This is a genomic window from Novosphingobium sp. (genome assembly GCF_041915465.1).
GTDB lineage: Bacteria > Pseudomonadota > Alphaproteobacteria > Sphingomonadales > Sphingomonadaceae > Novosphingobium.
Genome location: NZ_JAYSBK010000045.1, coordinates 1 through 25,574, shown reverse-complemented (window position 1 = coordinate 25,574; position 25,574 = coordinate 1). Strand labels below are relative to the sequence as shown.

Annotated in this window: 22 protein-coding genes and 1 pseudogene; 12 read left to right on the top strand and 11 right to left on the bottom strand. The window is 65.2% G+C overall.

Translation table 11 applies throughout. The features are described 5' to 3' along the window. The 3 genes from ACE3SN_RS09570 to ACE3SN_RS09560 all read left to right on the top strand — a co-directional run. A partial coding sequence (locus tag ACE3SN_RS09570) for a flavodoxin family protein (protein ID WP_374529514.1) occupies positions 1-401 on the top strand: 401 nt, incomplete at its 5' end. Between the two features lie 290 nt (positions 402-691). Then, positions 692-1,273 carry a hypothetical protein gene (locus ACE3SN_RS09565; protein ID WP_374529512.1) on the top strand — a complete coding sequence of 194 codons (582 nt, stop codon included), beginning with the start codon at positions 692-694 and terminating at the stop codon, positions 1,271-1,273. 25 nt (positions 1,274-1,298) lie between these two features. After that, positions 1,299-1,850: an AHH domain-containing protein gene (locus ACE3SN_RS09560; protein WP_374529510.1), complete on the top strand. Its 552-nt coding sequence runs from the start codon at positions 1,299-1,301 to the stop codon at positions 1,848-1,850. A 10-nt stretch (positions 1,851-1,860) separates the two neighbouring features. Here the strand turns inward: ACE3SN_RS09560 and ACE3SN_RS09555 are convergent, their stop codons facing one another. The 5 genes from ACE3SN_RS09555 to ACE3SN_RS09535 all read right to left on the bottom strand — a co-directional run bounded on the left by ACE3SN_RS09555 (position 1,861) and on the right by ACE3SN_RS09535 (position 9,222). Continuing rightward, complete coding sequence (locus ACE3SN_RS09555; protein WP_374529508.1) at positions 1,861-2,841, bottom strand: NAD(P)H-dependent flavin oxidoreductase; 981 nt, start codon at positions 2,839-2,841, stop codon at positions 1,861-1,863. An 87-nt stretch (positions 2,842-2,928) separates the two neighbouring features. After that, the gene (locus ACE3SN_RS09550) at positions 2,929-6,237 is read right to left on the bottom strand and encodes a glycosyltransferase (RefSeq protein WP_374529506.1); all 3,309 of its coding nucleotides are present in this window, start codon (positions 6,235-6,237) and stop codon (positions 2,929-2,931) included. Positions 6,238-6,317: 80 nt separating this feature from the next. Further along, the gene (locus tag ACE3SN_RS09545; RefSeq protein ID WP_374529504.1) at positions 6,318-7,475 is read right to left on the bottom strand and encodes an iron-containing alcohol dehydrogenase; all 1,158 of its coding nucleotides are present in this window, start codon (positions 7,473-7,475) and stop codon (positions 6,318-6,320) included. 10 nt (positions 7,476-7,485) lie between these two features. Further along, entirely contained in the window at positions 7,486-8,526 is a 1,041-nt protein-coding gene (locus tag ACE3SN_RS09540) for an amidohydrolase (protein ID WP_374529503.1), read from the bottom strand. A gap of 51 nt (positions 8,527-8,577) precedes the next feature. After that, positions 8,578-9,222, bottom strand: a complete 645-nt coding sequence (locus ACE3SN_RS09535) for a TetR/AcrR family transcriptional regulator (RefSeq protein WP_374529501.1) — start codon at positions 9,220-9,222, stop codon at positions 8,578-8,580. 70 nt (positions 9,223-9,292) lie between these two features. Here ACE3SN_RS09535 and ACE3SN_RS09530 point away from each other — a divergent pair, with 70 nt between their 5' ends. The 5 genes from ACE3SN_RS09530 to ACE3SN_RS09510 are packed head-to-tail and all read left to right on the top strand — an operon-like array spanning position 9,293 to position 14,944. Next, on the top strand, positions 9,293-10,327 hold the full coding sequence (locus ACE3SN_RS09530) for a phosphotransferase family protein (RefSeq protein WP_374529499.1): 1,035 nt from the start codon (positions 9,293-9,295) through the stop codon (positions 10,325-10,327). A gap of 18 nt (positions 10,328-10,345) precedes the next feature. Next, positions 10,346-11,083, top strand: coding sequence for an SDR family NAD(P)-dependent oxidoreductase (locus tag ACE3SN_RS09525; protein WP_374529497.1), 738 nt, complete (start codon positions 10,346-10,348; stop codon positions 11,081-11,083). 13 nt (positions 11,084-11,096) lie between these two features. Further along, positions 11,097-12,323, top strand: coding sequence for an acyl-CoA dehydrogenase family protein (locus tag ACE3SN_RS09520; RefSeq protein ID WP_374529495.1), 1,227 nt, complete (start codon positions 11,097-11,099; stop codon positions 12,321-12,323). Positions 12,324-12,342: 19 nt separating this feature from the next. Beyond that, positions 12,343-13,890: an acyl-CoA synthetase gene (locus ACE3SN_RS09515; protein WP_374529493.1), complete on the top strand. Its 1,548-nt coding sequence runs from the start codon at positions 12,343-12,345 to the stop codon at positions 13,888-13,890. 13 nt (positions 13,891-13,903) lie between these two features. Next, positions 13,904-14,944 (top strand): alcohol dehydrogenase family protein, encoded by a 1,041-nt coding sequence (locus tag ACE3SN_RS09510; protein ID WP_374529491.1) that lies wholly within the window; start codon positions 13,904-13,906, stop codon positions 14,942-14,944. A 45-nt stretch (positions 14,945-14,989) separates the two neighbouring features. Here ACE3SN_RS09510 and leuA read toward each other — a convergent pair whose 3' ends face one another. Both leuA and ACE3SN_RS09500 read right to left on the bottom strand, forming a co-directional pair. After that, positions 14,990-16,666: a 2-isopropylmalate synthase gene (gene leuA / locus ACE3SN_RS09505; RefSeq protein WP_374529489.1), complete on the bottom strand. Its 1,677-nt coding sequence runs from the start codon at positions 16,664-16,666 to the stop codon at positions 14,990-14,992. A 186-nt stretch (positions 16,667-16,852) separates the two neighbouring features. Beyond that, entirely contained in the window at positions 16,853-18,091 is a 1,239-nt protein-coding gene (locus ACE3SN_RS09500; protein ID WP_374529487.1) for an MFS transporter, read from the bottom strand. A 149-nt stretch (positions 18,092-18,240) separates the two neighbouring features. Here ACE3SN_RS09500 and ACE3SN_RS09495 point away from each other — a divergent pair, with 149 nt between their 5' ends. Both ACE3SN_RS09495 and ACE3SN_RS09490 read left to right on the top strand, forming a co-directional pair. Further along, a complete protein-coding gene (locus tag ACE3SN_RS09495; protein WP_374529484.1) occupies positions 18,241-19,461 on the top strand; it encodes a serine hydrolase domain-containing protein in 1,221 nt (406 codons plus the stop codon). Between the two features lie 2 nt (positions 19,462-19,463). Next, the gene (locus ACE3SN_RS09490; RefSeq protein WP_374529483.1) at positions 19,464-19,889 is read left to right on the top strand and encodes a PaaI family thioesterase; all 426 of its coding nucleotides are present in this window, start codon (positions 19,464-19,466) and stop codon (positions 19,887-19,889) included. A gap of 54 nt (positions 19,890-19,943) precedes the next feature. On the opposite strand, the gene ACE3SN_RS09485 is transcribed toward ACE3SN_RS09490, so the two are convergent. Both ACE3SN_RS09485 and ACE3SN_RS09480 read right to left on the bottom strand, forming a co-directional pair. Further along, positions 19,944-20,717, bottom strand: coding sequence for a hypothetical protein (locus tag ACE3SN_RS09485; RefSeq protein WP_374529481.1), 774 nt, complete (start codon positions 20,715-20,717; stop codon positions 19,944-19,946). Between the two features lie 192 nt (positions 20,718-20,909). Then, positions 20,910-21,602, bottom strand: coding sequence for a transporter (locus tag ACE3SN_RS09480; RefSeq protein WP_374529479.1), 693 nt, complete (start codon positions 21,600-21,602; stop codon positions 20,910-20,912). 185 nt (positions 21,603-21,787) lie between these two features. On the opposite strand from ACE3SN_RS09480, the gene ACE3SN_RS09475 reads away from it, so the two are divergent. Both ACE3SN_RS09475 and ACE3SN_RS09470 read left to right on the top strand, forming a co-directional pair. Beyond that, positions 21,788-22,915 carry an epoxide hydrolase family protein gene (locus ACE3SN_RS09475; RefSeq protein WP_374529477.1) on the top strand — a complete coding sequence of 376 codons (1,128 nt, stop codon included), beginning with the start codon at positions 21,788-21,790 and terminating at the stop codon, positions 22,913-22,915. Between the two features lie 10 nt (positions 22,916-22,925). Beyond that, the gene (locus ACE3SN_RS09470; RefSeq protein ID WP_374529475.1) at positions 22,926-24,311 is read left to right on the top strand and encodes an amino acid permease; all 1,386 of its coding nucleotides are present in this window, start codon (positions 22,926-22,928) and stop codon (positions 24,309-24,311) included. A gap of 35 nt (positions 24,312-24,346) precedes the next feature. Here the strand turns inward: ACE3SN_RS09470 and ilvC are convergent, their stop codons facing one another. Both ilvC and ACE3SN_RS09460 read right to left on the bottom strand, forming a co-directional pair. Continuing rightward, positions 24,347-25,366, bottom strand: a complete 1,020-nt coding sequence (gene ilvC / locus ACE3SN_RS09465; RefSeq protein WP_374529473.1) for a ketol-acid reductoisomerase — start codon at positions 25,364-25,366, stop codon at positions 24,347-24,349. A gap of 67 nt (positions 25,367-25,433) precedes the next feature. Next, a pseudogene (locus ACE3SN_RS09460) lies at positions 25,434-25,574 on the bottom strand (acetolactate synthase small subunit); the annotation flags it as partial.

The following is a 25,574-nucleotide window of genomic DNA, read 5'->3' as shown; positions in this document are numbered from 1 at the left end:
AGGGTCGGTCGCGGCTGGTTCCGGCCGAAACGGCTACTCCGGACGATCTGCTGGCCGCCCCGGGCTATATTTTCGCCTGTCCCGAAAATCTCGGCACGATGAGCGGGGCGATGAAGGAGATGTTCGACCGCTGCTATTACCCGCTGCTGAGCCGGGTCGAGGGGCGGCCCTATGCCAGCCTGATTGCGGCCGGATCCGATGGACGCGGCGCCCAGACGCAGCTTGACCGGATCGTGACCGGCTGGCGGCTGAAGCGAATTGCTCCGCCGCTGATAGTCAATCTGGCCGCCCAGAGCCCCGAGGCAATTCTTGCCCCCAAGTCCCTGATGTCGGACGATATTGCCCGCTGTGCCGAACTCGGTGCGGGAATGGCCGAAGGCCTCGCCTTGGGAGTTTTTTAAGCTCTCATAGCTGAATATTCTTCCACTTCGGAGCAGGTTTGCGTGCGGGGACTCGACGAGCCGCTTGAATTGGTGCCAGAGAATAGGACGCTAATTCGGGGAAATGGGGGGACATCATCGTCAGCGCGGAGGACAGCGTTGCCTATGCCGGGGAGGCGGTCCTTTCGCTCGTTTTCGCGAAGGGTCGGCGCCCTACGGTTGGCGCGCTTGAAGACCTTTCGCGACTGACCGATCCCGGCGCCCCTTTCTCGATCAGCCACCGTCCCCAGGATGAGCAAGGCTGGGCCGAATTGCTGGCGCAGGGCCTGACGTTCGACTGTATCGGGCTGGCTCCCGCAGCAGCCGCAAAGCTGCCGCCTGCCGGCGCGCTGCTGGGTCTCGACATCAAGCCGCAGGGGCAGGCAATTTCACTCCGTCCGGGGCCGCACCTGGCTGAAGGTCGCGCCTTGCCGCCGGTGGTGCGGGCGCTGGTCGGCCTAGGTGCGCGGCTTTCCCAGCTCCCGGATCTCATGGCGGTGAGCTGGCGACCCGCGCGAAGCTGGATGGCGCCGGGCTATTTCCGCAACATCGCCAGTGACTGGCTGGCTGGCGGCCCGTTTCCGGCGCTCGGGCTGACCACGCTGCATCGCGGCGGTGACGGCGCTATGGTCTCGCTCGGGCTAAGCTATTTCATCGGGCAAGAGCTGCGGTTTGAGCCCGGCCATGCGCTTGAACCCGCCGCGATCGCGCGAATCGCGGTTCGGCTGATCAACGAACTGGTGGTTAGTGGGCCATTGCGGGAGGCGGCGGTCTTGACCGGGCCGGGCGGCGAACGGCTGGTGGCGGAGCCGCGTCCCGATGGCGCCATGCTCAGCGTCCGCGTGGATCGCTGAACGTGAATGGGTGGAGCAGCGCGCCGTGGCTGATCTGACCCGTGCCAGTCTTGGCCTGCTTGCACCCCAGCGCAGCCGGCTGTCGTTTCGCGCGGTCAACCAGCGCGGAGAGCCCGGCTATGACCCGGGTTTGCAGCGCCACCACCTGCTGCCGCGCCAGATCCTGGGGCGTGCCTGTTTTGGCCCGTTCCTGCGGGCACTCGGGCGCGATCGCCTTTCGTTTGAGGATTTTCGTCGCAACGGGTTGTTGCTGCCGGCGAATGACAGTGCGGCGGTGCGGATGGGCCTGCCGCTGCATCGTGGGCCGCACCGGACCTATAACGAAATGGTGATCGAGCGCTTCGGTCAGATCGAGTCCGGCTGGGCAAGCCGGCGCCTGCGTGTGCCAGAAGTGGCCTTGACCGATGCGCTGGAACGGCTCGATCTGCTGCAACGGGCGCTGCGGCGGCGGCTGCTTGACCAGCAGCGCCGCCTGCGGCTCAACCGCCGCGACCCGCTGGGCACGGGCTACGACTTTGCCGAGCTGGATGCGATGGTGGCGATGCTCTGGCCGGCTACGGAGCCGGCCGAGCGCTAGCCGCTCTGGCTCAAGCCAATGCCATCCGCGCCTTGGCGGCGAGTTCGGTTCGGGCCTGGTTGTATTCGGCCTCAAGCCGGTCCACCCGCTCAGCCACGGTTTCGACCGCCTTGACCGCGCCGATGCCCTGGCCAGAACCCCAGATGTCCTTCCAGGCCTTGGCCTCGGTGTTGCCGCCCGAGCCGAAGTTCATCGCGCTGGGATCGCTTTCGGGCAGGTTGTCGGGATCGAGGCCCGCCGCGACGATCGAGGGGCGCAGGTAATTGCCGTGAACCCCGGTGAAGAGGTTCGAATAGACGATATCTTCGGCGCGGCCGGCGACGATCGCATCCTTGTAGCCCTGCACGGCGTTGGCTTCCTTGGTGGCGATCCAGGCCGAACCGATGTAGCCGAAGTCCGCGCCCATGGCCTGGGCGGCCAGTACCGAGCGGCCGCAGGCGATCGAGCCCGAAAGCGCGACAAGGCCGTCGAACCACTCGCGGATTTCCTGCATCAAGGCGAAAGGCGAAAGCACGCCGGCATGGCCGCCCGCACCGGCGGCAACCGGGATCAGGCCGTCGGCGCCCTTTTCCACGGCCTTGCGGGCAAAGCGGTCGTTGATCACGTCGTGCATCACGATGCCGCCCCATTGGTGGACGGCCTGGTTCACGTCTTCGCGCGCGCCGAGCGAGGTAATCACCATCGGCACCTGCCACTTGGCGCAGACTTCCATGTCCTCATCAAGGCGGTTGTTCGACTTGTGGACGATCTGGTTGACCGCAAAGGGCGCCGCCGGCCGGTCCGGATTGTCGCGGTTGTGGGCGGCCAGTTCTTCAGTGATGCGGTGCAGCCATTCGTCGAGTACGCCAGAGGGGCGGGCGTTGAGCGCCGGGAAGCTGCCGATGATCCCGGCCTTGCACTGCGCGATGACCAAGTCCGGCCCGGAAATGATGAACAGCGGCGAGGCGATGACGGGCAGGCGCAGACGATCGAACGGGGCGGGAAGCGGCATAGGTCGGAAGTCCTCTCGAGACGGCGTTTCGGTTTTCCTATGAGACCGAATTCGCCGTGTCGAGAGGCTCTGAACCGAACCGGGTGCTTATCCGGCGTCTACCGCTACGGTTCCGGTGCGTTCGAGCTTGCCCCAGCCGACGAACTTGCCGCGCGCAGCTGCCGCGATCGAACGAATCACAACCGAATACATCAGCTGGCGATAGAAGAAGCGCTGCAGCAGCATCAGCCCGGAGGGAAAGCGCTGGCGGGTCGGTTCGAGGCGATAGGCGATCCAGCCCGCTAGCAGGTCGACCGTGACAAAGGCGGTCCAGTAAACGCCCATGCGCAAGACGTCGCTCTGCGTCTGGTCCCAGCCATGCTGATGGACCCGCATGATCGTCCCGACGATCGAGATCACCAGTGCCAGGTCGATCAGCGGAGAAATCGCGGCGAACAAGATCTGGAACAGCCAGGCCTGCGGCATCCCGAACCAGGCCAGTCCGCGCGGCTGCCCTTCGCGCAGCACCGCGCGGTGCTTCCACAGGCATTGGAGCGTCCCGAACGACCAGCGATAGCGCTGCTTGGACAGCGCCTTGAAGCTTTCTGGCGCTTCAGTCAGGGCGATCGCCTCGACGTCATACGCGACCCGCCAACCCTGGCGCTGGATAGCGATGGTCAGGTCCTGGTCTTCGGCCAGCGTGTCTTCCGGGTAGCCGCCGACCGCATCGAGCGCGCTGCGCCGCCATGCCCCGACCGCGCCCGGGACCACGGTGATTGCACCCAGCGCGTCGAGCGCGCGGCGCTCCACGTTCTGGGCAGTCACATATTCGATGGCTTGCCAGCGCGTGACGAGGTTGATGCGGTTGCCGACGCGTGCATTGCCGGCGACCGCCCCGATCCTGGGATTGGCGAACCAGCGCACCAGCTTGGAAATCGTATCGGGCAGGAACTGGGTGTCGGCATCGAGCGCAATGACGATTTCCCCCTTGGCGCGCAGCAACGAGCGGTTGAGCGCGCTGGCCTTGCCGCCATTGACCAGGGTCAGCAAAGTGACTCTTGGATCATTCCCGAACCGCTCGGCAACCACCGCGCTGGTGCGATCCTTCGATCCATCGTCGGCGACGATCAGTTCAAGCCCTGGATAGTCGCTCTCGAGCACGCGCGCGATCGAGGCGGCGATCACCATTTCCTCATTATAGGCCGGAATGATGACCGACACGGTCGGTTGCCAGCCGGGGGCGGCGTCAGGCGCGCGGCCCTTGCGGTGGAGCACCGCCAAGGTGGTCATCAGCACGGCGCGCGCGATCCCCAGTGCGATGGCGAAGAAGAACAGCCAGCGCAGTGCATAGCCAAGCGACGCCATCACCAGGAACACGCCGATGTCCGCGCGCACCGCCAGCTTGTCGCCATTGGCGACGGGGGGCATCACGGCATCGCGGCTAAGGCCGGCGAGCTGCGAGACGGGCACGAGCTGGTACCCTTCGGAGCGCAGCCGGTCGATCAGGATCGGCAAGGCCGCAACCGTCTGGTCCCGATTGCCGCCGCCATCGTGCAGCAGGACGATGTTGGCGCTGCGATCGGCGCTTGCGGCATGGACCTGATCGAGCGTGCGCGAAACGATTGCGTCCACGCCGGGCCTGCGCCAGTCGCCCGGATCCACGTGCAGGCCGACAATGGTATAGCCGCGCTGCTGGGCAATCAGCGCCGGGTTGAGCTCATCCGCCGTGGTCGGTTCGGCGTCACCGAAATAGGGCGCGCGGAACAGCCTGGTCGAGCGGCCGGTATAGGCTTCGACAAGCCGCTGTGTGGCGTTGAGTTCGAGTTCGGTGCCGAGCCTCGATTCTTCGGCCAGATTTGGATGGGTGTAGCTGTGGTTGCCGATCTCGTCGCCATCGGCGGCAATCCGGCGCAGCAGTTCGGGATGTTCCAGCCCGTTCTCGCCGATCACGAAGAAGGTCGCGGGGGCGTGCTTGGCTTCGAGAACGTCGAGGATACGCGGCGTGTATTCGGGATCGGGGCCGTCGTCGAAGGTCAGGGCAAGCTGCCTCGGATTGGTCGCCCCGCCGCGCTGGATCACATAGGGTACGGGCAGGACCTTGTACCGGGTGTCGATGATGCTGCCGTCGCGCGAAAACGTAAGGTTGCGGCTGCCGCCGGTCGGCTCGGACGCGATGCGCAGAATTTCGCCCCGGCCTTCGACGTCGGCACCCTGCGCGGGCGGGATCGTCTCCAGCCGGGGGGTGCGCTTGTGGCGGCTGGCGTCGATCACTTCCCAAAAGCCGGGATCTTCGCTGCCGAGCCGCCACAAGGCGATGCCGTGCACGCCGCCCAGCTGGGCAACCTGGTTCCAGCTGGTCGCCGCATCCATCATCCACACGGTGTGCCGATGGCTCCCGGCATTGTCGGTGTCGTCATAGGCGAAGCCGGAATTGCCGCTGGCCGGGTCGAAGGTGGGCGTGGTCGAGCTGTCGCGCGCGGCCAGCCAGGCTTCGTTGATGGTCAGGGCGTCGGCCTTGCCGTCGTGCCAATCGTAGCCATAGCTGCCCACGGCGACGATCAGCTTGGTGGCGGGAACTTGCGCTTCGGCGCGGGCGAGCTCGGCGCTGAACCAGTCGTTTGCGGCGATCGGCCCCGGCTGGCCGCCCTGCCAGTGCTGGTCGTAATCCATCAGGATCAGGCTATCGACGGCCCGGGCAAAGGCGGCTTCGTTCCAGCTCGGCTCACCCGCCGGAACGGTCAGCGAAAGCCGCAGGCCAGCCTTGGTAAAGCGCGGGTGCGCGCGTTCGAGGAAGCGCAGGTATGCGGGCAGGGCGCTGTCTGGCATGTTTTCGATGTCGAAGACCACCCCGGTCCACTTGCCTTGCTGCGCGGCCGCGATGACGTTGGTGGCAAAGGCGTCCGATCGACCGGGGTTGGCCAGCAGCCGGGCCATGCCTTGGCCATCCCAGCGCTCGTTGGTCAGGTTCTGGACCATCAGATGCATATCGGGGCGATGCAATTGGGACCGCCTAAGCGCGACCAGTGCGGGGTCGGGCGTCAGTTGGATCGTCCCGGTTGCCGGCAAGACCTGCGCATCGGCCGCAATCACCGCGTCGAGATCGTTGTAATGCCGACGCAGCGACGCCGCGCTTTCGGGATCCCATGGCACGTGAAAGCCGATGCGCAGCGGCGCGCCCTTGGACGCAGACGCACGAAGGCGCGGCAAGCGGTGGCGCAGGTGCGCGACCTTGGTCAGGAACGGCATCGCCTGTTCGCGCTCGTGGATGAAGTCGAGCGGCGCATCGGTCGGAACGTTGACGAGCGTTGCCGCGAATACCGCCGCGGCGAGGAAGATTGCCAGCAACACAAACGCGGCTATCCGCCCAACCAGGCGGCGGCGGTTACCGGTACTGTCGAAGAATACTGGCGATGTCATGCAATGGCGCTCCTGGCGCAGACCCCCGTCGCGGCGCAGCTATGCCTGTCCGGCTTTCTCCAATGTGAACGGAAAGCTGTTCAGGCCCAAGCCTGGCGATAGAGTGCAATTATTTCATCCGCGCCGGGCACGCGCGGGTTGTTGCCGGGTGATCCGGAGGCAATCGCCTGCTCGGCCATGACCGGCAAGAGATCGTCCCAGCGCGCCTTGTCGATCCCGTAAGCAGCGGGCGAGGGGACGGCGAGGTCTGCGTTGACCTTGTGCAGGGCCTCGACCAGTGCGCCGACGGCCGATTGATCGCCCGCGCTATCGTCTGCGATCCCCATCGCGCGGCTGCAAGCGGCGTAGCGGGCCAGCGCGGAGGGTGCGGACCATTGCGTTACGACCGGCATCAGCATGGCGTTGGAGAGGCCATGACTGACGTGAAAATGCGCCCCGATGGGCCGGCTCATCCCGTGGACCAGCGCGACCGAGCTGTTCGAAAAGGCGATCCCGCCCTGCAAGGCCCCCAGCATCAGGGCCTCGCGTGCGGCCCGGTCGCCCGGATCGGCGCAGGCGCGCGGCAGGTTCGGCCAGATCAGCCGCATCGAGGACAGCGCCATCGAATCCGAGAATGGATTGGCGCGCTTCGAGACATAGGCTTCGATCGCGTGGACAAGCGAATCGATCCCGGTGTCGGCGGTCAGCCGTGCGGGCTTGGTCAGGGTCAGCTCGTAATCGACGATGGCGAGGGTGGGGAGGTAGGCCAGCCCCATGCACAGCATCTTCTCGTCGGTTGCGGCATCGGTAATGACGGTGACGCGGGTTGCCTCCGATCCGGTGCCCGCCGTGGTCGGGATCGCGACGATGGGCAGGGCAGGGGCGTCTTCCTGATGCGGGGCCTTGAGCGTGGGAACGGGAAGATCGCGCAGCGCCTTTACCGCCACGATCTTCGCCGTGTCGATCGGGCTGCCCCCGCCAAGGCCGATGACGCAGTCGTGATCGCCCTCGCGCACGAAGGCGGTGGCGGCTTCGACCGAATCCACCGTGGGGTCGGGGACCACCCCGGTGAAGGCGCGCGGGGCCATCCCGGCTTTCACGAGGATGTCGCTCACCCGTTCGAGCACGCCGCTGCCCGCCATCCAGCTGTCGGTCACGATCGCGGGGCGTGACAGACCGAACTGCGCGAGGGCCTCGGGCAGTTCGTTCAGCACGCCCCCGCCAATGCGGATCGCGCGGGGCAGATGGATGGCGGCCATGTGGGTTTCCTCAGGCGAGCAGGTGTTCCATGCCATAGAACTTCGCGGCGGTTCCGGCATAGAGCGCGCGCTTTTCGTCGGCCGAGGCGCCCACGGTCAGGTGCTTGAAGGCGTTCCACAGCACGGCGTAGCTAGCGCCCCACTTGTCGACCGGATAGTTGCTTTCGAACATCCCGCGTTCCGGCCCGAAGGCCTCGATGCAGGTTTCGATATAGGGCCGCCACATCGCCGCCAGCGTTTCGGAGGAAAGCCCCGCTTCCGGCCCGTGATCGGGCATCCCGGCAAACGACATGGCCAGACCGCCCAGCTTCACCACCACGTTCGGGCACTTGGCGATTTCCTGGATGTTCTTGCGCCACACGTCGAAGCGTTCGTGCAGCTTGCCGTGATACTTGCCCATGCCCAGCGGCGTGCCGCAGTGATCGAGGCAGATCGGCTGGTCGGGGAAGGCGCGGGCAAGGTCGAGCACGTCTTCAAGCTGCGGCTCGAGCAGCCATGCGTCGAAGGTCAGCCCCAGTTCGCCAAGGTGGCGGAAGCCCTGACGGAAGGTCGCGTCGCGGTAGAGCCCGCGCGGCGCGTGGAAGGGCGAGCCCAGCACGGTCGGGTCCGCATCCCACGGCGCGGTGTGGCGAATGCCCTTGAAGCGGTTCGTGACCGCCATTTGCGCTTCGAGCACCTTACGCGCGCCATCGCCGAGTTGCAGATCGACATGGCCGATGATCGCATCGCACAGGCGGATGTCGCCATAGAGGCCGCTGGCGCTCTGCGCGGCGACGCCGTTGACGTACTCTGTCTCGCCCAGAACCTTCATGTCATCGCCCGCGCCCTGGCGGTAGAACGCGCCGCATTCCATGAACACTGTGCCGATCACGTTGTGTCCGCAGGTGGCATCGGCGTAGAGTTCGTTGAAGGTGTAGTACGGCGAGCGCGCAATCGCAGCGATGAAGTGGTGGTCAGGATCGGGCAGCACGTTCAGTAGCGGGCGCAGGTCCCACAGGTGGTGATGCGGATCGATGATCGGCAGATCGGGTTCCAGGATTGCTTCGGTCATGCGTGGCTCCTCTCTCGTGCCGTTATCGGCCTTTGGTTCAGCTTATGGACTTCATTCTTCGGGGATTTCAATCATCGCCGCGAGCGAGCGCGAGATTTCGTGCAGGGTCGAATCCGAACTCCACATCGGGTGCGGGCGCGAACGGTCGGCCAGTTCGCTCTCGCGACCCGCCAGGATCCCGCCCAGCGCCGCGCCCATGAATAGCAGCCGCTGGTTGACCAGCTTGCGCGGCAGGCCGGGCATCAGGCGCCGAATGTGTTCGAAGCAGCGCAGGTAGCCCGAGTTCCAGCGCCCCTCGAGCGCGTCCATGAGCAGCGCGCGGTGGGTCAGGCCCAGCATCACCACGAAGCGGTTGTAACATTCGCCCCATTCGGGCGGATCGGGATTGAGCGAGGTGCGCACCAGTCCCTCGACTGCTTCCAGCACCGTCTGCGGGCCGCCGTTCGCCTCGGCTGCGTCAAGCCAGCGGTTGCGCTGGTAATCGATCAGCCGCGCCCCATCGACGATCAGTTCGCGCACCAGGTCTTCCTTGGAGCCGAAGTGATAACCGACCGCCGCGTGATTCTTCTGCCCCGCCGCCTCGGCGATCTGGCGCACGGTAACGCCGTCGATCCCGCGCTCGGCGAACAGCTTGAGCGCAACCGCCTTCAGGTGTTCGGCCGCATCGGAGCGGACGTGGAGGGCGGGTTCGGTCATGCTGCGATTCTTAGTTTGACTCTCACTTACGTCAATTGCATTATCCAAATGGATAAGAAATGGAGAGGAAGTGGCGGTGGACGTTGGAGTCGACCTTGCCGCGCTGACCGCGTGGATGGATGGAAGGGGCCTGGGTTCGGGCCCGCTGGAAGGCGTGGAGCGCCTGTCCGGCGGCACGCAGAACATCCTGCTGCGCTTCAGCCGTTCGGGGCGCGCCTATATCCTGCGCCGTCCCCCGCCGGTGCTGGGCGCCAATTCGAACGAAACCATGCGGCGCGAGGCGCGGGCCTTGGCCGCGCTTGCCGGAACCGCCGTGCCGCACCCCGGCCTCATTGCCGCCTGCCCGGACGAGGATGTGATCGGGGCGGCATTCTACCTGATGGAGCCGATTGACGGGTTCAATGCCACGCAGGGCCTGTCGCAGCCGCACGCCAGCGATGCCGCCATGCGTCGCCGCATGGGCTTTGCCATGGTCGATGCCATCGCCGCGCTGAGCAAGGTCGATTATAATGCGGTGGGCCTTGGTGATTTCGGCAAGCTCGACAACTGGCTGGAGCGCCAGGTCGGGCGCTGGGCCGCGCAGCTGGCCAGCTATGCCGATATGCCCGGCTGGACCGGCCCGGCCTCGATCCCCGGCGTCGACAAGGTGGCGCGCTGGCTCGATGCGCACCGTCCGCCTGTCTGTCAGGGCGGGATCATCCACGGCGATTTCCACTTCGGCAACGTGCTGTTCCGGCGTGACAGCGGGGAACTCGCCGCCGTGGTCGATTGGGAACTGTGCACGCTGGGCGATCCGCTGCTCGATCTGGGCTGGCTGGTCGCTACCTGGCCCGAAGGCGAGCGTCCGCACGAAACCGACGTCGCGATCACCCCGTGGGACGGCTTTGCCACCCCGGCCGAACTCGTCGCGCATTACGGCGCGCAGACCGGACGCGACCTTGCCCATTTCGACTGGTTCGCGGTGCTGGCCTGCTACAAGCTCGGTATCATTCTGGAAGGCACCCACGCCCGCGCCTGCGCGGGCAAGGCCCCGAAGGAGACCGGTGATCGGCTCCACGCCCACACCCTTTACCTGTTCGAACGCGCGCTGCGGCGCATCGGCTAATCTGGCGGAGAAACGCACTTGGCAAACGATACTGATTTTACCGGCAAGAAGGTGCTGGTCGTCGGCGGGTCCAGCGGGATCGGCAACGGCATCGCCCACGGCTTCAAGGAACGCGGCGCGGACGTCCACGTCTGGGGCACGCGCGCCAATGCCTCGGACTATGATCCGGCGGACGGCTCGGACCTTGCGGGGCTTGGCTATACCTGCGTTGATGTCGGCAATCCCGACGCGATTGAAGCCGCCCCGTTGCCATTTGCCAGCCTTGACGTGCTTGTGATGTGCCAGGGCACCGTGGTCTACAAGCGCGGCGAATTCGAACGCGCTGGCTGGGATCACGTGATGGCTGTCAACCTCGACAGCCTGATGCACATCGCCCGGAAATTCAAACCGCAGCTGCTCGAAACGCAGAGCAGCGTGATTGTCGTCAGCTCGATCTCGGGCCTCAAGGCGAACATCGGCAACCCGGCCTATGCCGCATCGAAAGCTGGGGCGATCAGCCTGACCAAGACGCTCGGCCAGGCCTGGGCGCCGGAAGGCATCCGCGTCAACGGCCTCGCGCCGGGCCTGGTCGATACCAAGCTGACCAAGGTCACCACCCAGAACCCGGACCGGCTGGCCGGCGCGCTTGCCAATATTCCGCAGCGCCGCATGGGCCTGCCTGCCGACATGGCGGGCGCCGCCATCTTCCTCGCATCTCCGCTCGCCTCCTACGTCACCGGTCACACCCTGATCGTCGACGGCGGGCTGTCGCTTTGAAAGGACCGATCACATGAACTTCGAACACACCGACAAGGTGAAGGATCTGCTGGCGCGGATCCAGGCCTTCATGGACGAGCATATCTATCCCAACGAGCAGTCGTATTACGACTTCGTCCACGATCAGAACAACCTGTGGCAGGAATGGCCCGGGATGGAAGGGCTCAAGGCCAAGGCCAAGGCGCAGGGGCTGTGGAACCTGTTCCTGCCGCATGAATACGGCGAATTCTCGCCCGGCCTGACCAACCTCGAATACGCTCCGCTGGCCGAACTGTTCGGCCGCGTGCCGTGGTCGAGCCAGGTGTTCAACTGTTCCGCCCCCGATACCGGCAACATGGAGGTGCTGGCCAAGTTCGGGAACAAGCAGCAGCAGGAAAAGTGGCTCAAGCCGCTGCTCGAAGGCGAAATCCGTTCGGCCTATGTGATGACCGAGCCGCAGGTTGCCTCGTCGGATGCGACCAACCTTGAGCTGTCGATCACCCCCGATGGCGACGAATATGTGCTCAATGGGCGCAAGTGGTGGATTTCGAACGCGATGCACCCGCGCTGCGACATCTGGATCGTGATGGGCAAGACCGATTTCAACGCCCCGCGCCACGCGCAGCACTCGCAGATTCTGGTTGAGCCCAACACCCCGGGGATCACCATCGTGCGCCACCTGTCGGTGTTCGGCGGGCACAATTCGCCGGGCGGCGAATGCGAAATCCGCTTTGAAAACGTGCGCGTGCCCAAGGAAAACCTGCTCCTCGGCGAAGGCCGCGGGTTCGAGATCGCGCAGGGCCGCCTCGGGCCGGGCCGCATCCACCACTGCATGCGCTCGATCGGGCAGGCCCAGCGCGCGCTGGAAATCATGGCCCGCCGCGCCGACAGCCGCGTTGCCTTTGGCAAGAAGCTATCGGACCAGTCGAGCATCCGCCAGGACGTCGCCCGCAGCTTCTGCGAGGTCGAAATGGCCCGCCTGCTGACCCTGAAGGCCGCCGACGCGATGGACCGCTATGGCAACAAGGTGGCCAAGGACCTGATCGCCGCGATCAAGGTCGTTGCGCCGACCATGGCGCAGACCGTCTGCGACCGCGCGATCCAAGTCCACGGCGGCATGGGCGTCAGCGGCGACACGCCGATCGCCTCGTTCTTCACGCTGAACCGCTACGTCCGGCTCACCGATGGACCCGAAGAAGTCCACATGAGCCAGCTCGGCAAGCAGAAGATCAAGGAATACGTGGAGATGAACGAACGCTAAGTTGAGGGAGGGGATCGGCATGGGCTGGATCAAGAGCGGCAACCGCACGTACACTGCAGAGGAATTCGATGCCCGCGCCCGCCGCGCGGCGACCGTGATCACCGATTTCGGTGTCAGCAAGGGCGATGGCATCGCGCTCTACCTGCGTAACGACATCGCCTATTTCGAGGCTGTGTTCGGGGCGGGGATGCTCGGGATCTATCCCGTGCCGGTCAACTGGCATTACACCCCGGATGAGGCGAACTACCTCCTCACCGACAGCGGGGTGAAGTTGCTGCTGATCCACGCTGACCTTTACGAGCCGATCAAGTCTGCGATCCCCACCGGACTGCCGGTGGTGATCGTCGAGACCGGCGAGGAAATCCGCGAAGCCTATGGTCTGCCCAATGCGCCGCCGCCCGCCGGTCTGCCGATTTGGCGCGAACTGGTCGATGCCGCCGCGCCGTGGGAAGGGGAAGCGGGGATCGCGCCCAGCTCGATCATCTATACCTCCGGCACCACCGGCCGCCCCAAGGGGGTGAAGCGCGCGGCCTTTACCGAAGAGCAGAACGAGTCGGTCAGCTTCATGCTCGGCTGGTCCTATGGCTATGCCGATGTGCTGGCGGGCAAGCGCGATCCAGGCACCATCACCACGGCGGTGATCGGCCCGGTCTATCACTCCGCGCCCAATGCCCATTCGGCCTTCTCGATCCGGGTCGGCGCGAACGTGGTGATTGCCCCGCGCTTCGATGCGGAGGAACTGCTCGCGCTGATCGAGAAGGAAAGGATCACGCACCTCAACATGGTGCCGATCATGTTCAACCGCCTGCTGCGCCTGCCCGAAGCGGTAAAGTGCAAGTACGATCTTTCCAGCCTCCAGTTCGTCACCCACGCCGCCGCCCCGTGCCCGCCGCCGGTCAAGCGCGCGATGATCGAATGGTGGGGGCCGGTGATCTGGGAATATTACGGCTCGACCGAGATGGGCAACGTCACCTGCCTGTCCTCAGAGGAGTGGCTGGCGCACCCCGGATCGGTCGGCAAGGTCATGCCGGGGGTCACGCTGCGCGTGGTCGATCCGGATGGCAATGACGTGCCGCCCGGCACCGTTGGCGAAGTAATCGGCAAGGGCCGCCACGGCACCGATTTCACCTATCAGAACTCGCCCGAAAAGCGGGCCTCGATGGAGAAGTACGGCCTCGTGACGCCAGGCGACATGGGCTATTTCGACACCGACGGATTCCTCTACCTGTGCGACCGGATCAACGACATGGTGATCTCGGGCGGGGCGAATATCTATCCCGCCGAGATTGAGGCGGAACTGCACAAGCTGCCCGGCGTGGCGGACTGTGCGGTATTCGGAATTCCCGACGAGGAATTCGGCGAAAGCGTGATGGCCGTGGTCCAGCCGATGCCGGGTGCGGCACTGACTGCCGATGGGCTCAAGGCAGAACTGCGCAAGGTGCTCACCAGCTACAAGGTGCCGCGCCGGATCGACTTTGCCGATAGCCTCCCGCGCGAGGATTCAGGCAAGATTTTCAAGCGCAAGCTGCGCGAACCCTTCTGGGAAGGGCGCGAGCGGCGCATCTGAGAGAGGATACGACATGAAGGCCCTGCGATATTACGGCGCGCGCGACGTCCGCTATGAAGGCATGGACGATCCCGATCCGCAATCGGTCCGCGATGCGGTGGTCAAGGTCGAGGCTTGCTCGATCTGCGGCTCGGACCTGCACATCTACCACGGCCACGGCTTTTCCGAGGATGTCGGCTTCTGCGTCGGGCATGAGGCCGTGGGCGAAGTGGTGGAAGTGGGCAGCGGCGTTCACCGGCTGAAAGTGGGCGACAAGGTGATGATCCCGGCGGCGGTGGGCTGCGGCAACTGCCGCGCGTGTCTCGCCGGCGTGGTCAACCTGTGCGAATACGGCATGGGCTCGTGCTATGGCCTCTCCGCCAAGCTGCAAGGCTCGCAGGCCGAGGCCGTGCGGGTTCCCGCCGCTGACGCCAACGCCGTGAAAGTGCCCGAAGGCGTCAGCATGGAACAGGCGCTGATGATGACCGACGCGCTGGCCACCGCCTGGTACGGCGCGCGCAATGCCGACATCGTCCCGGGATCGAGCGTTGCCGTAATCGGGCTGGGGCCAATCGGGCTGATGGCGGTCGACAGCGCCTTCGTGATGGGCGCGCACGTGGTCTATGCGATCGATCCGATCCCCGAACGCCGGGCGCTGGCCGAGGCTGCTGGCGCAATCGCGCTGCACCCGGACGAGGCGATGGAGCGGATCAAGCAGGACACCAAGGGCCGCAAGCTCGACTGCGCGGTCGAAGTGGTCGGCGCCGACGCCACGGTCGATTTCGCGCTACGGCTGGTGCGTCCGCGCGGCACGGTTTCGGTAATCGGCGTGCAGCAATCGCGGCGCTTCGCCTTCCCGCTGGAGCGCGCTTTCGCGGCAGGCCTCACCTTCCGCACCGGCACCTGCTCGGTGCCAGAAGAACTGCCCGCGCTGTTCCCGCTGGTCCAGTCGGGCCGCCTCAAGCCTGAAAAGTATGTCAGCCACCGCCTGCCGCTGAGCGAAGGGGCCGAGGCCTACCGCCTGTTCGAGGCGCGCGAGGCCGGGGCGCTGAAAATGGTGCTGATCCCGGATTGATAAAGGAAAAGCGCCCCTCCTGGTTCCGGGCGGGGCGCTTGATCCTTACTTGGCGCTGGCGGCGTTGGCTGCGCTCAGCACGGCGCGGACACTGGCCGTGGCGATGTCTTCATCGATGCCGACGCCCCAGATGGTCTTGCCTTCAGGGGTGACGCATTCGACGTAGGCTGCCGCGCGCGCATCCGAACCCGCGCCCATGGCGTGCTCGGCATAGTCGCGCACTTCAAGCTTCACACCAAAGGCATCACCCAGCGTGGTGACGACCGAGGAAATGAGGCCGTTGCCGCGTCCGGAAACCGACTGCTCCTTGCCTTCCAGTTCGATCTTGCCGGCGAAGATCCGGGTGCCGTCCGGCCCCTTGGTCTCGTCATAGTCGACCAACTGGAAATGCTGCGGCGTGTTGAGGTGATAGACGCGCTGGAACACAGCCCAGATGTCTTCCGCCACCAGTTCGCGGCCCAGTTCATCAGCCAGTTCCTGCACGTGCTTCGAGAAGTGCGCCTGCATCTTCTTGGGCAGCTTGAGGCCCTGGTCCTGTTCGATCACCCAGGCGAACCCGCCCTTGCCGGACTGCGAGTTGACGCGGATCACCGCTTCGTAGCTGCGGCCAAGGTCGGCCGGGTCAATCGGCAGATAGGGGACCGCCCAGAGCTCGTCGTTGCGGCTTTCCTGTGCGGCAAAGCCCTTCTTGATCGCGTCCTGGTGGCTGCCGGAAAAGGCGGTGAACACCAGTTCGCCGCCATAGGGGTGGCGTTCCGGCACTTTCAGCTGGTTGCAGTATTCGACCGTCTGGATCACTTCGTCGATGTTCGAGAAGTCCAGCTCGGGATTGACGCCCTGCGTGTACATATTGAGCGCGACGGTGACGAGGCAGCAGTTACCGGTGCGTTCGCCATTACCGAACAGGCAGCCCTCGACGCGGTCCGCTCCCGCCATCAGGCCCAGTTCCGCCGCCGCAACGCCGGTGCCCCGGTCGTTGTGCGTGTGGAGCGAGATCACCGCCGCTTCGCGGTTCGGCAGGTTGCGGCAGAAATACTCGATCTGGTCGGCATAGACGTTGGGCGTCGCGCATTCGACCGTCGCGGGCAGGTTGAGGATGATCGGATGATCGACCGTCGGCTGCAGCACTTCCATCACCGCTTCGCAGCATTCGATGCTGAAATCGACTTCGGCGGTGGAGAAGGTTTCGGGGCTGTATTCGAAGTGCCAGTCCGTCTGCGGGAAACGGGCGGCCTGATCGCGCAGGTACATCGCGCCGTGCCGGGCGATTTCCTTGATCTCGGGCTTTTCCATGCCGAACACCACCTGGCGCCACAGCGGCGAGACGGCGTTGTAGACATGGACGATCGCCTGCTTCGCGCCCGCGAGGCTTTCGAACGAGGTCTTGATCAGGTCTTCGCGCGATTGGGTGAGAACCTGCACCAGCACGTCATCCGGGATGCGGCCGCTATCGACCAGCCCGCGGATGAAGTCGAATTCGGTTGCGCCCGCGCTCGGGAAACCGACTTCGATTTCCTTGAGGCCGACCTTCACCAGCAGGTCGAAGAAGCGGCTCTTCTTTTCGGCACCCATCGGGTCGATCAGCGCCTGGTTGCCATCGCGCAGGTCGGTGGAAAGCCAGCGCGGCGCCTTTTCGATCACGCGGCTGGGCCACTGGCGATTGGGCAGGTTGATCTGCGGGAAGGGGCGATACTTGACCCCGGGGTTCTTCAGCATGGTCATCTTGGTATCTCGGAATTGGCAGTGCGACGGGTATTGCGGCGGGGTCTCCCTTGGGTGCCGCTAGCGCACCCGCGAGGCACGCCAGCTCACGCCCAAGGGCGGATAAGTCGCAGGGTAAGGCCGAGCCGGAGAGTCATGGCCTTGCCTATGGGGATTGGCGACGGCCTTGTAAAGGGGGCTAAACCCTTAACGCGGCTTTGCGGGCGACCATTCCAGCGGTTCGACCTTGGGAATCATCACGCCCCAGAAATAAAGCCCGGATGCCGCGATCAGGGTGGCAAACAGGAAGGCCACACGGTAATCCCCCGTCGCATCGATCAGCACGCCCGTCAGCGCGGGGCCGATCACGCCGGAAAGCCCGCCCGCACCGTTTTGCAGGCCGATCCACTTGCCCGCCGCGCGTGGCCCGCCCAGCGTCTGTCCGGCGGTAAAGGTACCGATGGGGCCAAGCCCGATCGACAGCGAATAGCCCAGCAACCCGGCCACGGCGAATGCCGGTTTGCCTGTCGCGCAGGCCCCCATGCACGCCACCGCGATGCTGGACGAAGCAAGGATCACACGCTTGCGCAGCTTGGCAGCATCGCCGCCGTTCGCGATCAACCGGTCGATATAGGGCCCGCCTATCAGGTTCACCAAGGCGCCGAGCAGGTACACCGTGCCGCCCAGCCAGGCCATCGTGGTCAGCGAATAGCCCTGCTGCTTGACGAGGTAGAGCGGCAGCCAGGACAGGACGATGAAGTAGGGATAGTTCGACGTGAACATCCCCAGCATCGCGCCCCAGGTTTCGCGGCGGCTCAGCATCTCGCGGTAACTTGGTGCGGCATGATCCACGGTCGCGGCAGCGGCACCTTGGTCCTTTGGCCCCGAAATCAGCGTCAGCCACGGCACCAGCCAGAGCAGGGAGAGCCCGCCGAACACGAAGAACAGCATGTGCCAGCCGAAGCGCGCAATCAGCATGCCGCCCAGCAGCACGCCGATGCCGTTGCCCAGCATCAGGCCCGCACCGATCAGGCCGTTGGCCGTGCCCAGTTTTTCGTGCGGCAAGGTTTGGGCCAGCAACTTGGAGGCTGCGGGAAAACCTGCGCTTTCGCCGATGCCAAGCAGCAGCCGCAGCGCCAGCATCGCGCCGAAACTGCCGGCCAAGCCCATCAGCAATGTGGCCAGCGACCACGCCGCAAGGCCCAGCGAGAGGGTGCGATAGGCATTGAGCCGTTCCACCAGCCAGCCCGCCAGAACGTGTCCCGGCACGTAGGTCAGGAAAAAGGCGGACAGCAGCCAGCCCATGTGGGTGTTGTCGAGCGCCAGACTGTCATTGATCAGCGGCGCGGCGGTGGGAAAGTTGCCGCGGTCGAGCGCGTGGATGAAGATGGCCAGCGCCAGCAGGAAGACCAGCACCCGTGCTCCGCCCTTTGCCTGATGCGTCAAATGCGTTCCCCCCATCTGCAATCAGCGGGGTGGCTGGGCTTGACCCGCTCGTCAAGTTGTTAGCAGTCCCGATGCGTGCTTGCCCTGTTGCATGGGTGCGGCGATAAAGGTGCGAAAGCGAAACTGAATCAGGGGTGGGACATAGCCACATGAGTGATCTTGCGCGGGCATCCGGACGATTTGACCCAGAGCGGCTGGCGCGGATCGACGCCTTCATCAAGGAACAGTATCTCGACACCGGCAAGTTCGCGAATGCGCAGCTGCTGCTCTCCGACCGGGGCGAGATCGCGCACTTCTCCTCGCAGGGGCCTGCGCGCGAAGGCGGCGCACCGATCGATGAGGCCTCGCTGTTCCGCATCGCCTCGATGACCAAACCGATCACTTCGATCGCTTTCATGATGCTGCTGGAAGAAGGGAAAGTTGCGCTCGATACGCCGGTTCACCACGTCCTGCCCGAATTCAAGGACCTCTGCGTCTACAACGGCGGGGGCGGGGGCGTGCCGTTCCTGACCAAGCGGTGCGAACGGCCGATGCAGATGGTCGACCTGCTGCGCCACACCTCGGGCCTGACCTATGGCTTCCAGAACCGCAGCAACATCGACGCCGCCCACCGCGAGGGCAAGCTGGAGAACTGGCACGGCAACCTTGACCTTGATGGCTTGATTGCCGCGCTAGGCAAGCTGCCGCTGGAATTCTCGCCGGGCGAGGCGTGGAATTACTCCGTGTCGACCGATGTGCTGGGCGCGGTAATCCAGCGCGTTTCCGGCATGGCGCTGCCCGATTTCTTCCGCACCCTCATCTTTGAGCCGCTGGGCATGGTCGATACCTTCTTCGCCGTGCCCGAGGACAAGATCCACCGCCTGACCGATTGCTATACCTTCGTGCCGGGCAAGGGCCGGGTGATGTACGACAAGGGCGCGGAAAGCGCATGGAGCCGGATGCCCAAGCAGGTTTCGGGCGGGGGCGGGCTCGTCTCGACCGCGCTCGACTATCATCGCTTCTGCGCCATGCTGCTGAACGGCGGGGAGCTGAATGGCGAGCGGATCGTCAGCCGCAAGACGCTGCAATTGATGACGCTGAACCACCTGCCGGGCGGATCGGACCTTGCCTCGATGTCGCGCTCGATGTTCAGCGAGGCGACCAATGCCGGGGTTGGCTTTGGCCTGGGCTTTGCGGTCAACATCGACGTTGCGCGCACCATGATCCCGGGATCGGTCGGTGAATTCTACTGGGGCGGGCTGTTTTCGACCGCGTTCTTTGTCGATCCGGTGGAAGAGATCGCGATGGTCTTCATGACCCAGATGTCGCCGTCGAGCACCTACCCGATCCGGCGCGAGCTCAAGACCCTGATCTATTCGGCGCTGGTGTAACCATGAGCGAGAACACCAACGACACGCTGTACGAGACCATGGGCCTTGTCCGGATCGTCGAGATGAACCCCGAAGGGCGCGCCACGCTGGAATACATGGCGGGGACGCACCTGTGCCATTCGGGCGGGGTGGTGCAGGGCGGTTTCGTCACCGGCTGGATCGACGCGGCGATGGCTCACGCCGCGATTGCGCGGCACGGACATGACGTGACGCCGATGACGCTGGAACTGAAGGTCAGCTTCTTTGCCCCGGTCCGCCCTGGCCTGGTGATCGCCGAAGGCTGGGCCGAGCGCGCCGGGCGCAAGACCGCGTTCTATGAAGGCCATCTCAAGGACGCGGCGGGCAATGTGCTGGCCAAGGCTTCGACCACAATGATGCTGGCCGACCGTTCGCGCGTAGAAGCCGCGTCCAAAGCCGCGCTGGCCTGAGCGGCGGGAGCGCGTTCGGGCGCCACCGGTTGCGGCGGTGCCCGATGCTTTGGGTCAAATTCCGAGCATGGAATTGAGCTTGCTCACCACCTCGGGCGTGAGCGTCGTGCCGGTCGAACTGGCCAGCGTGGTCTGCGCTCCGGCCAGGGCCTGCTGGGCGGCTGCCAGGCTGGCCTGATCCTGCGCAAGCTGGTTTTGCGCGGTCAGCAGGTCGGACTGGGCTGCGGCAAGCGCGGTCTTGGCTGCGTCCACGGCGGCCGGATCGACCGGGTTCGCGCCGTTCGCCGTATCGAGATTGGCCTGCGCCGTGGTTACCGCGGCCTCGGCATTTGCAACCACGGTCTGGTCGTTCGCAACCGCGCCGGAATAGGTCGCAATGTCGGCATTCGCCGCCGAGACCGATGCCTTGTAGATCCCAAGGGCGCCGACGACCGAATTCGGCGAGGCCTTGCTGAGCGCCTTGTCACTGGCATGGGCGGCGTTGAGCTTGCCCAGATAGGATGCGCCTCGCTGCAGCGATGGGTCGGACGGGGCATGACTCCCCTCCGGGGTGGCTGCGGCGTGCGCGGCGGCAGCGCCAGCAGGCGCATGGCTGGAGGCGGTGGCCGGCGGACCATGCGGAACGCTTGCGGGCGGCCCGTGGGGCACGCCGGCGGGCGGTCCGGCCGGGATGCTCGCCGGCGGACCATGGGGAATTCCGGCCGGCGGGCCGTGCGGAATCCCGGCCGGCGGGCCAACCGGGACGCCGGCTGGCGGAGCGGCGATGGCCGCCGAGGCCGCCGTCAGAGCGATCGCGGTCAGGGCAAGCGGAAGGTGAAGCTTAGGCATTGTCGTTTCTCCCAAAGTCAGGTGACTTGTCGGTTTTGCCCCCGAACTCCCCCGGTTTCTCGGCTATTGGAACACACTGATCCGGATGCCCGCGCCGATCCGGGGGCTGGCATCGTTAAGGCCGGCCATCCCGTAGAGGGTCAGGCCAAAGCGCCGGTCAAAGCGATAGGTCAGGTAGGGTGAGACTACGGCCTACCCCTTGAGACCGGATGCAACGGGTTCGCGGTAAGCGAAGCTGACGCCGTAGTTCTGGTTCGGGGCAGGGCCGTAATTCAGGCCGCCCGAAGCCGTGATGCCATTTTCGAGTTGATACTGGGCCGGGCTGCCGAGCCAGGAATAGCCCAGCGATCCGAACAGCATGACCCCCGGCGCAAGCGTCTTGTAGGCGCTGGCCGTGATCGAAAAGTCAGTCTCGCCGGTGCCGATGGTGGTCTTGGCGGTGGGGAGCTTTACGCTGCCGCCAAGCTCGATCGCGGGCAGAGCGCCGCGCTCATTGGTGAGCAGGTAGGCCGCCGAAAGACTCACATCGCCAATCCCCGAACGCGAAGTCGTGGTGGTGCTGCCCGGGTTGGAGACAATCACGCCGCCGACGAGTTGGCCCGGCCCGGTCATGAAAACGTAGGGCAGGGTTGCCTGGGCGCGAAACCGGCCCGAGCGGATCTTGAGATCGAGCGGAATGCTCCACACGGTCGAATCCACCAGTTCGCCATAATGCCCGGCCGAATAGTCGGCGCCCGTGGCGAGTTCGATCTCGGTCGCATCGGCCGGTGCGGCAATGGCGGCGGCATCGCTCGTGTCGCGCGTCGTGTTGGAATTCGATTCCGCCATCGCCGTGGTGGAGAGCAGAAGGGCAAAGGGAATCGCAAAGAGGGATCGCTTGGACATGGCTTTTTTTCTCTGTTGTTGACCCGTGCGAGAGGCATTGTTGCCTCGCTGGTTAATGCCGCCTGCTGAGGCGCGTTTAACCGAAATTAAGTATACCCGCGGGGCAGAGGGAGCGAAGCGGGATGCGATCAGCGGTGCATTGCCGAAGACGGGCTTCCCCCCGTGGATTCATCCGCTAGGTTGCCATGATGCAAGAGATTCGCCCCTTTACCCTCGCCATTCCGCAAGCCCAGCTTGACGATCTTCACACCCGCATCGACCTTGCCCGCTGGCCGGAAAAGGAAACCGTGGCGGACTGGTCGCAAGGCACGCCGCTCGAGGCCTTGCAGGATCTCATCGGCTACTGGCGGCGCGGCTATGACTGGCGGCGCTGCGAAGGGCGGCTTAACGCGCTGGGCCAGTTCAAGACCGTGATCGACGGGCTGGAAATCCAATTCCTCCACATCCGTTCGCCCCACACCGGGGCCATGCCGCTCATCATGACCCACGGTTGGCCGGGCTCGGTGATCGAGTTCATGGGCGTGATCGAGGGGCTGACCAACCCTGAAGACCAGGCCCAGGCCTTCGATCTGGTGCTGCCTTCGCTGCCGGGCTTCGGCTTTTCCGGCAAGCCGACCACGACCGGCTGGGGCGTCGAAAAGATCGGCCGCACCTGGGGCGAACTGATGAAGCGCCTGGGCTATGACCGCTGGGTCGCGCAGGGCGGCGACTGGGGCAGCGCGGTGACCACCGCGATCGGTGTGCAGAAGGTGGAAGGCTGCGCGGGCATCCACCTCAACATGCCGATCGGGCGGCCCTTGCCGGAAGATCTGGAAAACCCGTCGCCTGCCGAACTCAAGGCGCTGGGCGCGCTGAAATTCTATCAGGACTGGGATTCGGGCTATTCCACCCAGCAGCGCACCCGTCCGCAGACGGTGGGTTACGGCCTGGTGGATTCGCCGGTTGGCCTGGCGGGCTGGATCTTCGAGAAGATGTGGGCGTGGACCGATAACGGCGGTTCGCCCTTCGATGCGCTGAGCCGCGACCAGATCCTCGATAACCTGATGATGTACTGGCTCCCGGCCACCGGCGCCTCCTCGGCGCGGCTCTATTGGGAGAGCTTCGGCAGCTTTGCGCCGCACGACATCGAACTGCCGGTTGCCGTCAGCGCCTTCCCCAAGGAAATCCTGCCGACCCCGCGCAAGTGGGCCGAGCGCAATTTCAAGAATCTGGTCCACTGGGGCGACATGGACAAGGGCGGCCACTTCGCCGCCTGGGAGCAGCCCGAAGCCTTCGTGCGCGAACTGCGCACCGCCTTCGCCCTGATGCGCTGAGGAGACCGGCATGAACGACCAGATCCCGGCCGAAGACATCGCGGTCGGCGCCTATGGCAAGCCCGCATTGGGCAAGAGCCTTGAGAGCCGCCACATCTCGATGATCGCGATCGGCGGGATCATTGGGGCGGGGCTGTTCGTCGGTTCATCGACCACGATCAGCCTGGTCGGTCCGGCGGCCGTCGTTTCATATGCCATCGCGGGCCTGATCATCATGCTGGTGATGCGGATGATCTCGGAAATGGCGGCGGCGCTGATCGGCGTGCAGGCCTTTCCAGACTTCGCCCGCGCCGGGATCGGACATTGGGCGGGGCACCTCTCGGGCTGGCTCTACTGGTATTTCTGGGTCGTTGTCGTCGCGATCGAGGCCATTGCCGGGGCCAAGATCCTCAACCACTGGTGGCCGGATATTCCGACATGGCAGATCGGGGTGGGGCTGATGGCCTTTCTCACCGGCGTGAACCTGATGTCCACGCGCTCTTACGGCGAGTTCGAGTTCTGGTTTTCGCTGACCAAGGTGGTGGCGATCGTTGCCTTCATCCTTGTCGCAGGATCGTGGGCGCTGGGTTTCACCAGCCCGACCGGCCAGACCTTCGGCAACCTCACGGCCCACGGCGGTTTTGCGCCTGCCGGTTGGGGCGGAGTGCTGGCGGCGGTCGCCTCGACGATCTTCGCGCTGTGCGGAGCCGAAATTTCGACCATTGCCGCGGCCGAAAGCGCCGAACCAGCCAAGGCCGTGGCGCGGCTTTCGCTGTCGGTTACGGTGCGGATCGTGGTGTTCTACATCCTCTCGCTGTTGATGATCGTGGCGGTGGTGCCGTGGCAGGAGATCCAGCCGGGCTATTCGCCCTTCGCCGCGACGCTGGCGGCGATGCACGTGCCGGGGGGCGAGACGATCATGAACCTCGTCGTGCTGGTCGCGGTGCTTTCGTGCCTCAATTCCGGGCTGTACGTCACTTCGCGCACGCTGTTCCACCTCGCCAGCCACGGCGATGCGCCGCAGTGGCTGGTGGCGGTGAACAAGCGGCAGGTGCCGGTGCGCGCGATCCTGATCGCCAGCCTGTTCTCCTATGGCGCGCTCGCGGCAGAGCGGCTTTCGCCAGACACGGTGTTCAGCTTCCTGCTCAATTCCTCGGGCGTCACCATGCTGCTGCTCTACCTGATGGTCGCCGCCGCCCAGCTGCGGCTGCGCGCGAAGTTCGCGCGCGAAGGGCGGGAGTTGCAGCTCAAGATGTGGTTTCACCCCTTTGGCACGCTGTTCGCCGTCGCCGGGATGCTGGCGGTGATCGGCTTCATGGCGCTGACGCCGGATCTGGCCAGCCAGTTCTGGATGAGCCTGCTCGTGGCCGCCGGGTTCCTCGGGTTGTTCCTGGCAACGAAAAAGGCCCGGAGCTAAGCCCCGGGCCTCTTCGCTAAACCGGCTGGCGTCGATCAGTTCTTGGTCTGGTCAACCAGCTTGTTCGCGCCGATCCAGGGCATCATCGCGCGCAGCTTGGCACCGGTTTCCTCGATCGGGTGACGCTTGGCGAGGCCGCGGGCGGCCTTGAGTTCCGGCTGGCCGGCGCGGTTGTCGAGCACGAAGTTCTTCACGAAGCGGCCCGACTGGATGTCTTCCAGAACGCGCTTCATTTCCTTCTTCGTTTCGTCGGTGATGATGCGCGGACCGGTGGTGATGTCACCATATTCGGCCGTGTTCGAGATCGAGTAGCGCATGTTGGCGATGCCGCCTTCATACATCAGGTCGACGATCAGCTTCAGTTCGTGCAGGCATTCGAAATAGGCCATTTCCGGGGCATAGCCGGCTTCGACCAGGGTTTCGAATCCGGCCTGAACCAGGTGGGTCGCGCCGCCGCACAGCACGGCCTGCTCACCGAACAGGTCGGTTTCGCATTCTTCGCGGAAGTTGGTTTCGATGATGCCCGAACGGCCGCCGCCAACGCCCGAGGCATAGGCCAGCGCCACGTCATGGGCATTGCCGGTGACGTCCTGGTGGACAGCGACGAGGCAGGGCACGCCGCCGCCACGCTGGTATTCGCTGCGCACGGTGTGGCCCGGACCCTTCGGCGCGATCATGATCACGTCGATGTCGGCGCGCGCCTCGATCAGGCCGAAGTGGATGTTGAGGCCGTGGGCAAAGGCCAGCGCCGCGCCGGGCTTCATGTTGGCGTGGAGGTCATCGGCATAGATCGCGGCCTGATGTTCGTCGGGCGCGAGGATCATCAGGATGTCGGCCCACTTGGCGGCGTCCTGGTTCGACATGACCTTGAAGCCGGCGGCTTCGGCCTTCTTGGCGCTGGCCGAGCCGGGACGCAGCGCGATGGCCACTTCCTTCACGCCGCTGTCACGCAGGTTCTGCGCGTGGGCGTGGCCCTGGCTGCCATAGCCGAGCACGGCGATCTTCTTGCCCGTGACCAGGTTGAGGTCGCAATCGGCGTCGTAATAAACCTTCATGTCAGTCCCGTTCTCTTGCAGTGTGGCCCGGCCGGGGCCGGACATATGTTGGTATTCGGTTGAATTCTCAGGCGGCGGCAGCGCCGCGCATCATGCCGACCACGCCGGTGCGGCCCACTTCGACCAGGCCCAGTTCGCGCATCAGCGAAACGAAGCGGTCGATCTTGTCGGGCGTGCCGGTCAGTTCGAACACGAAGCTGCTGGTGGT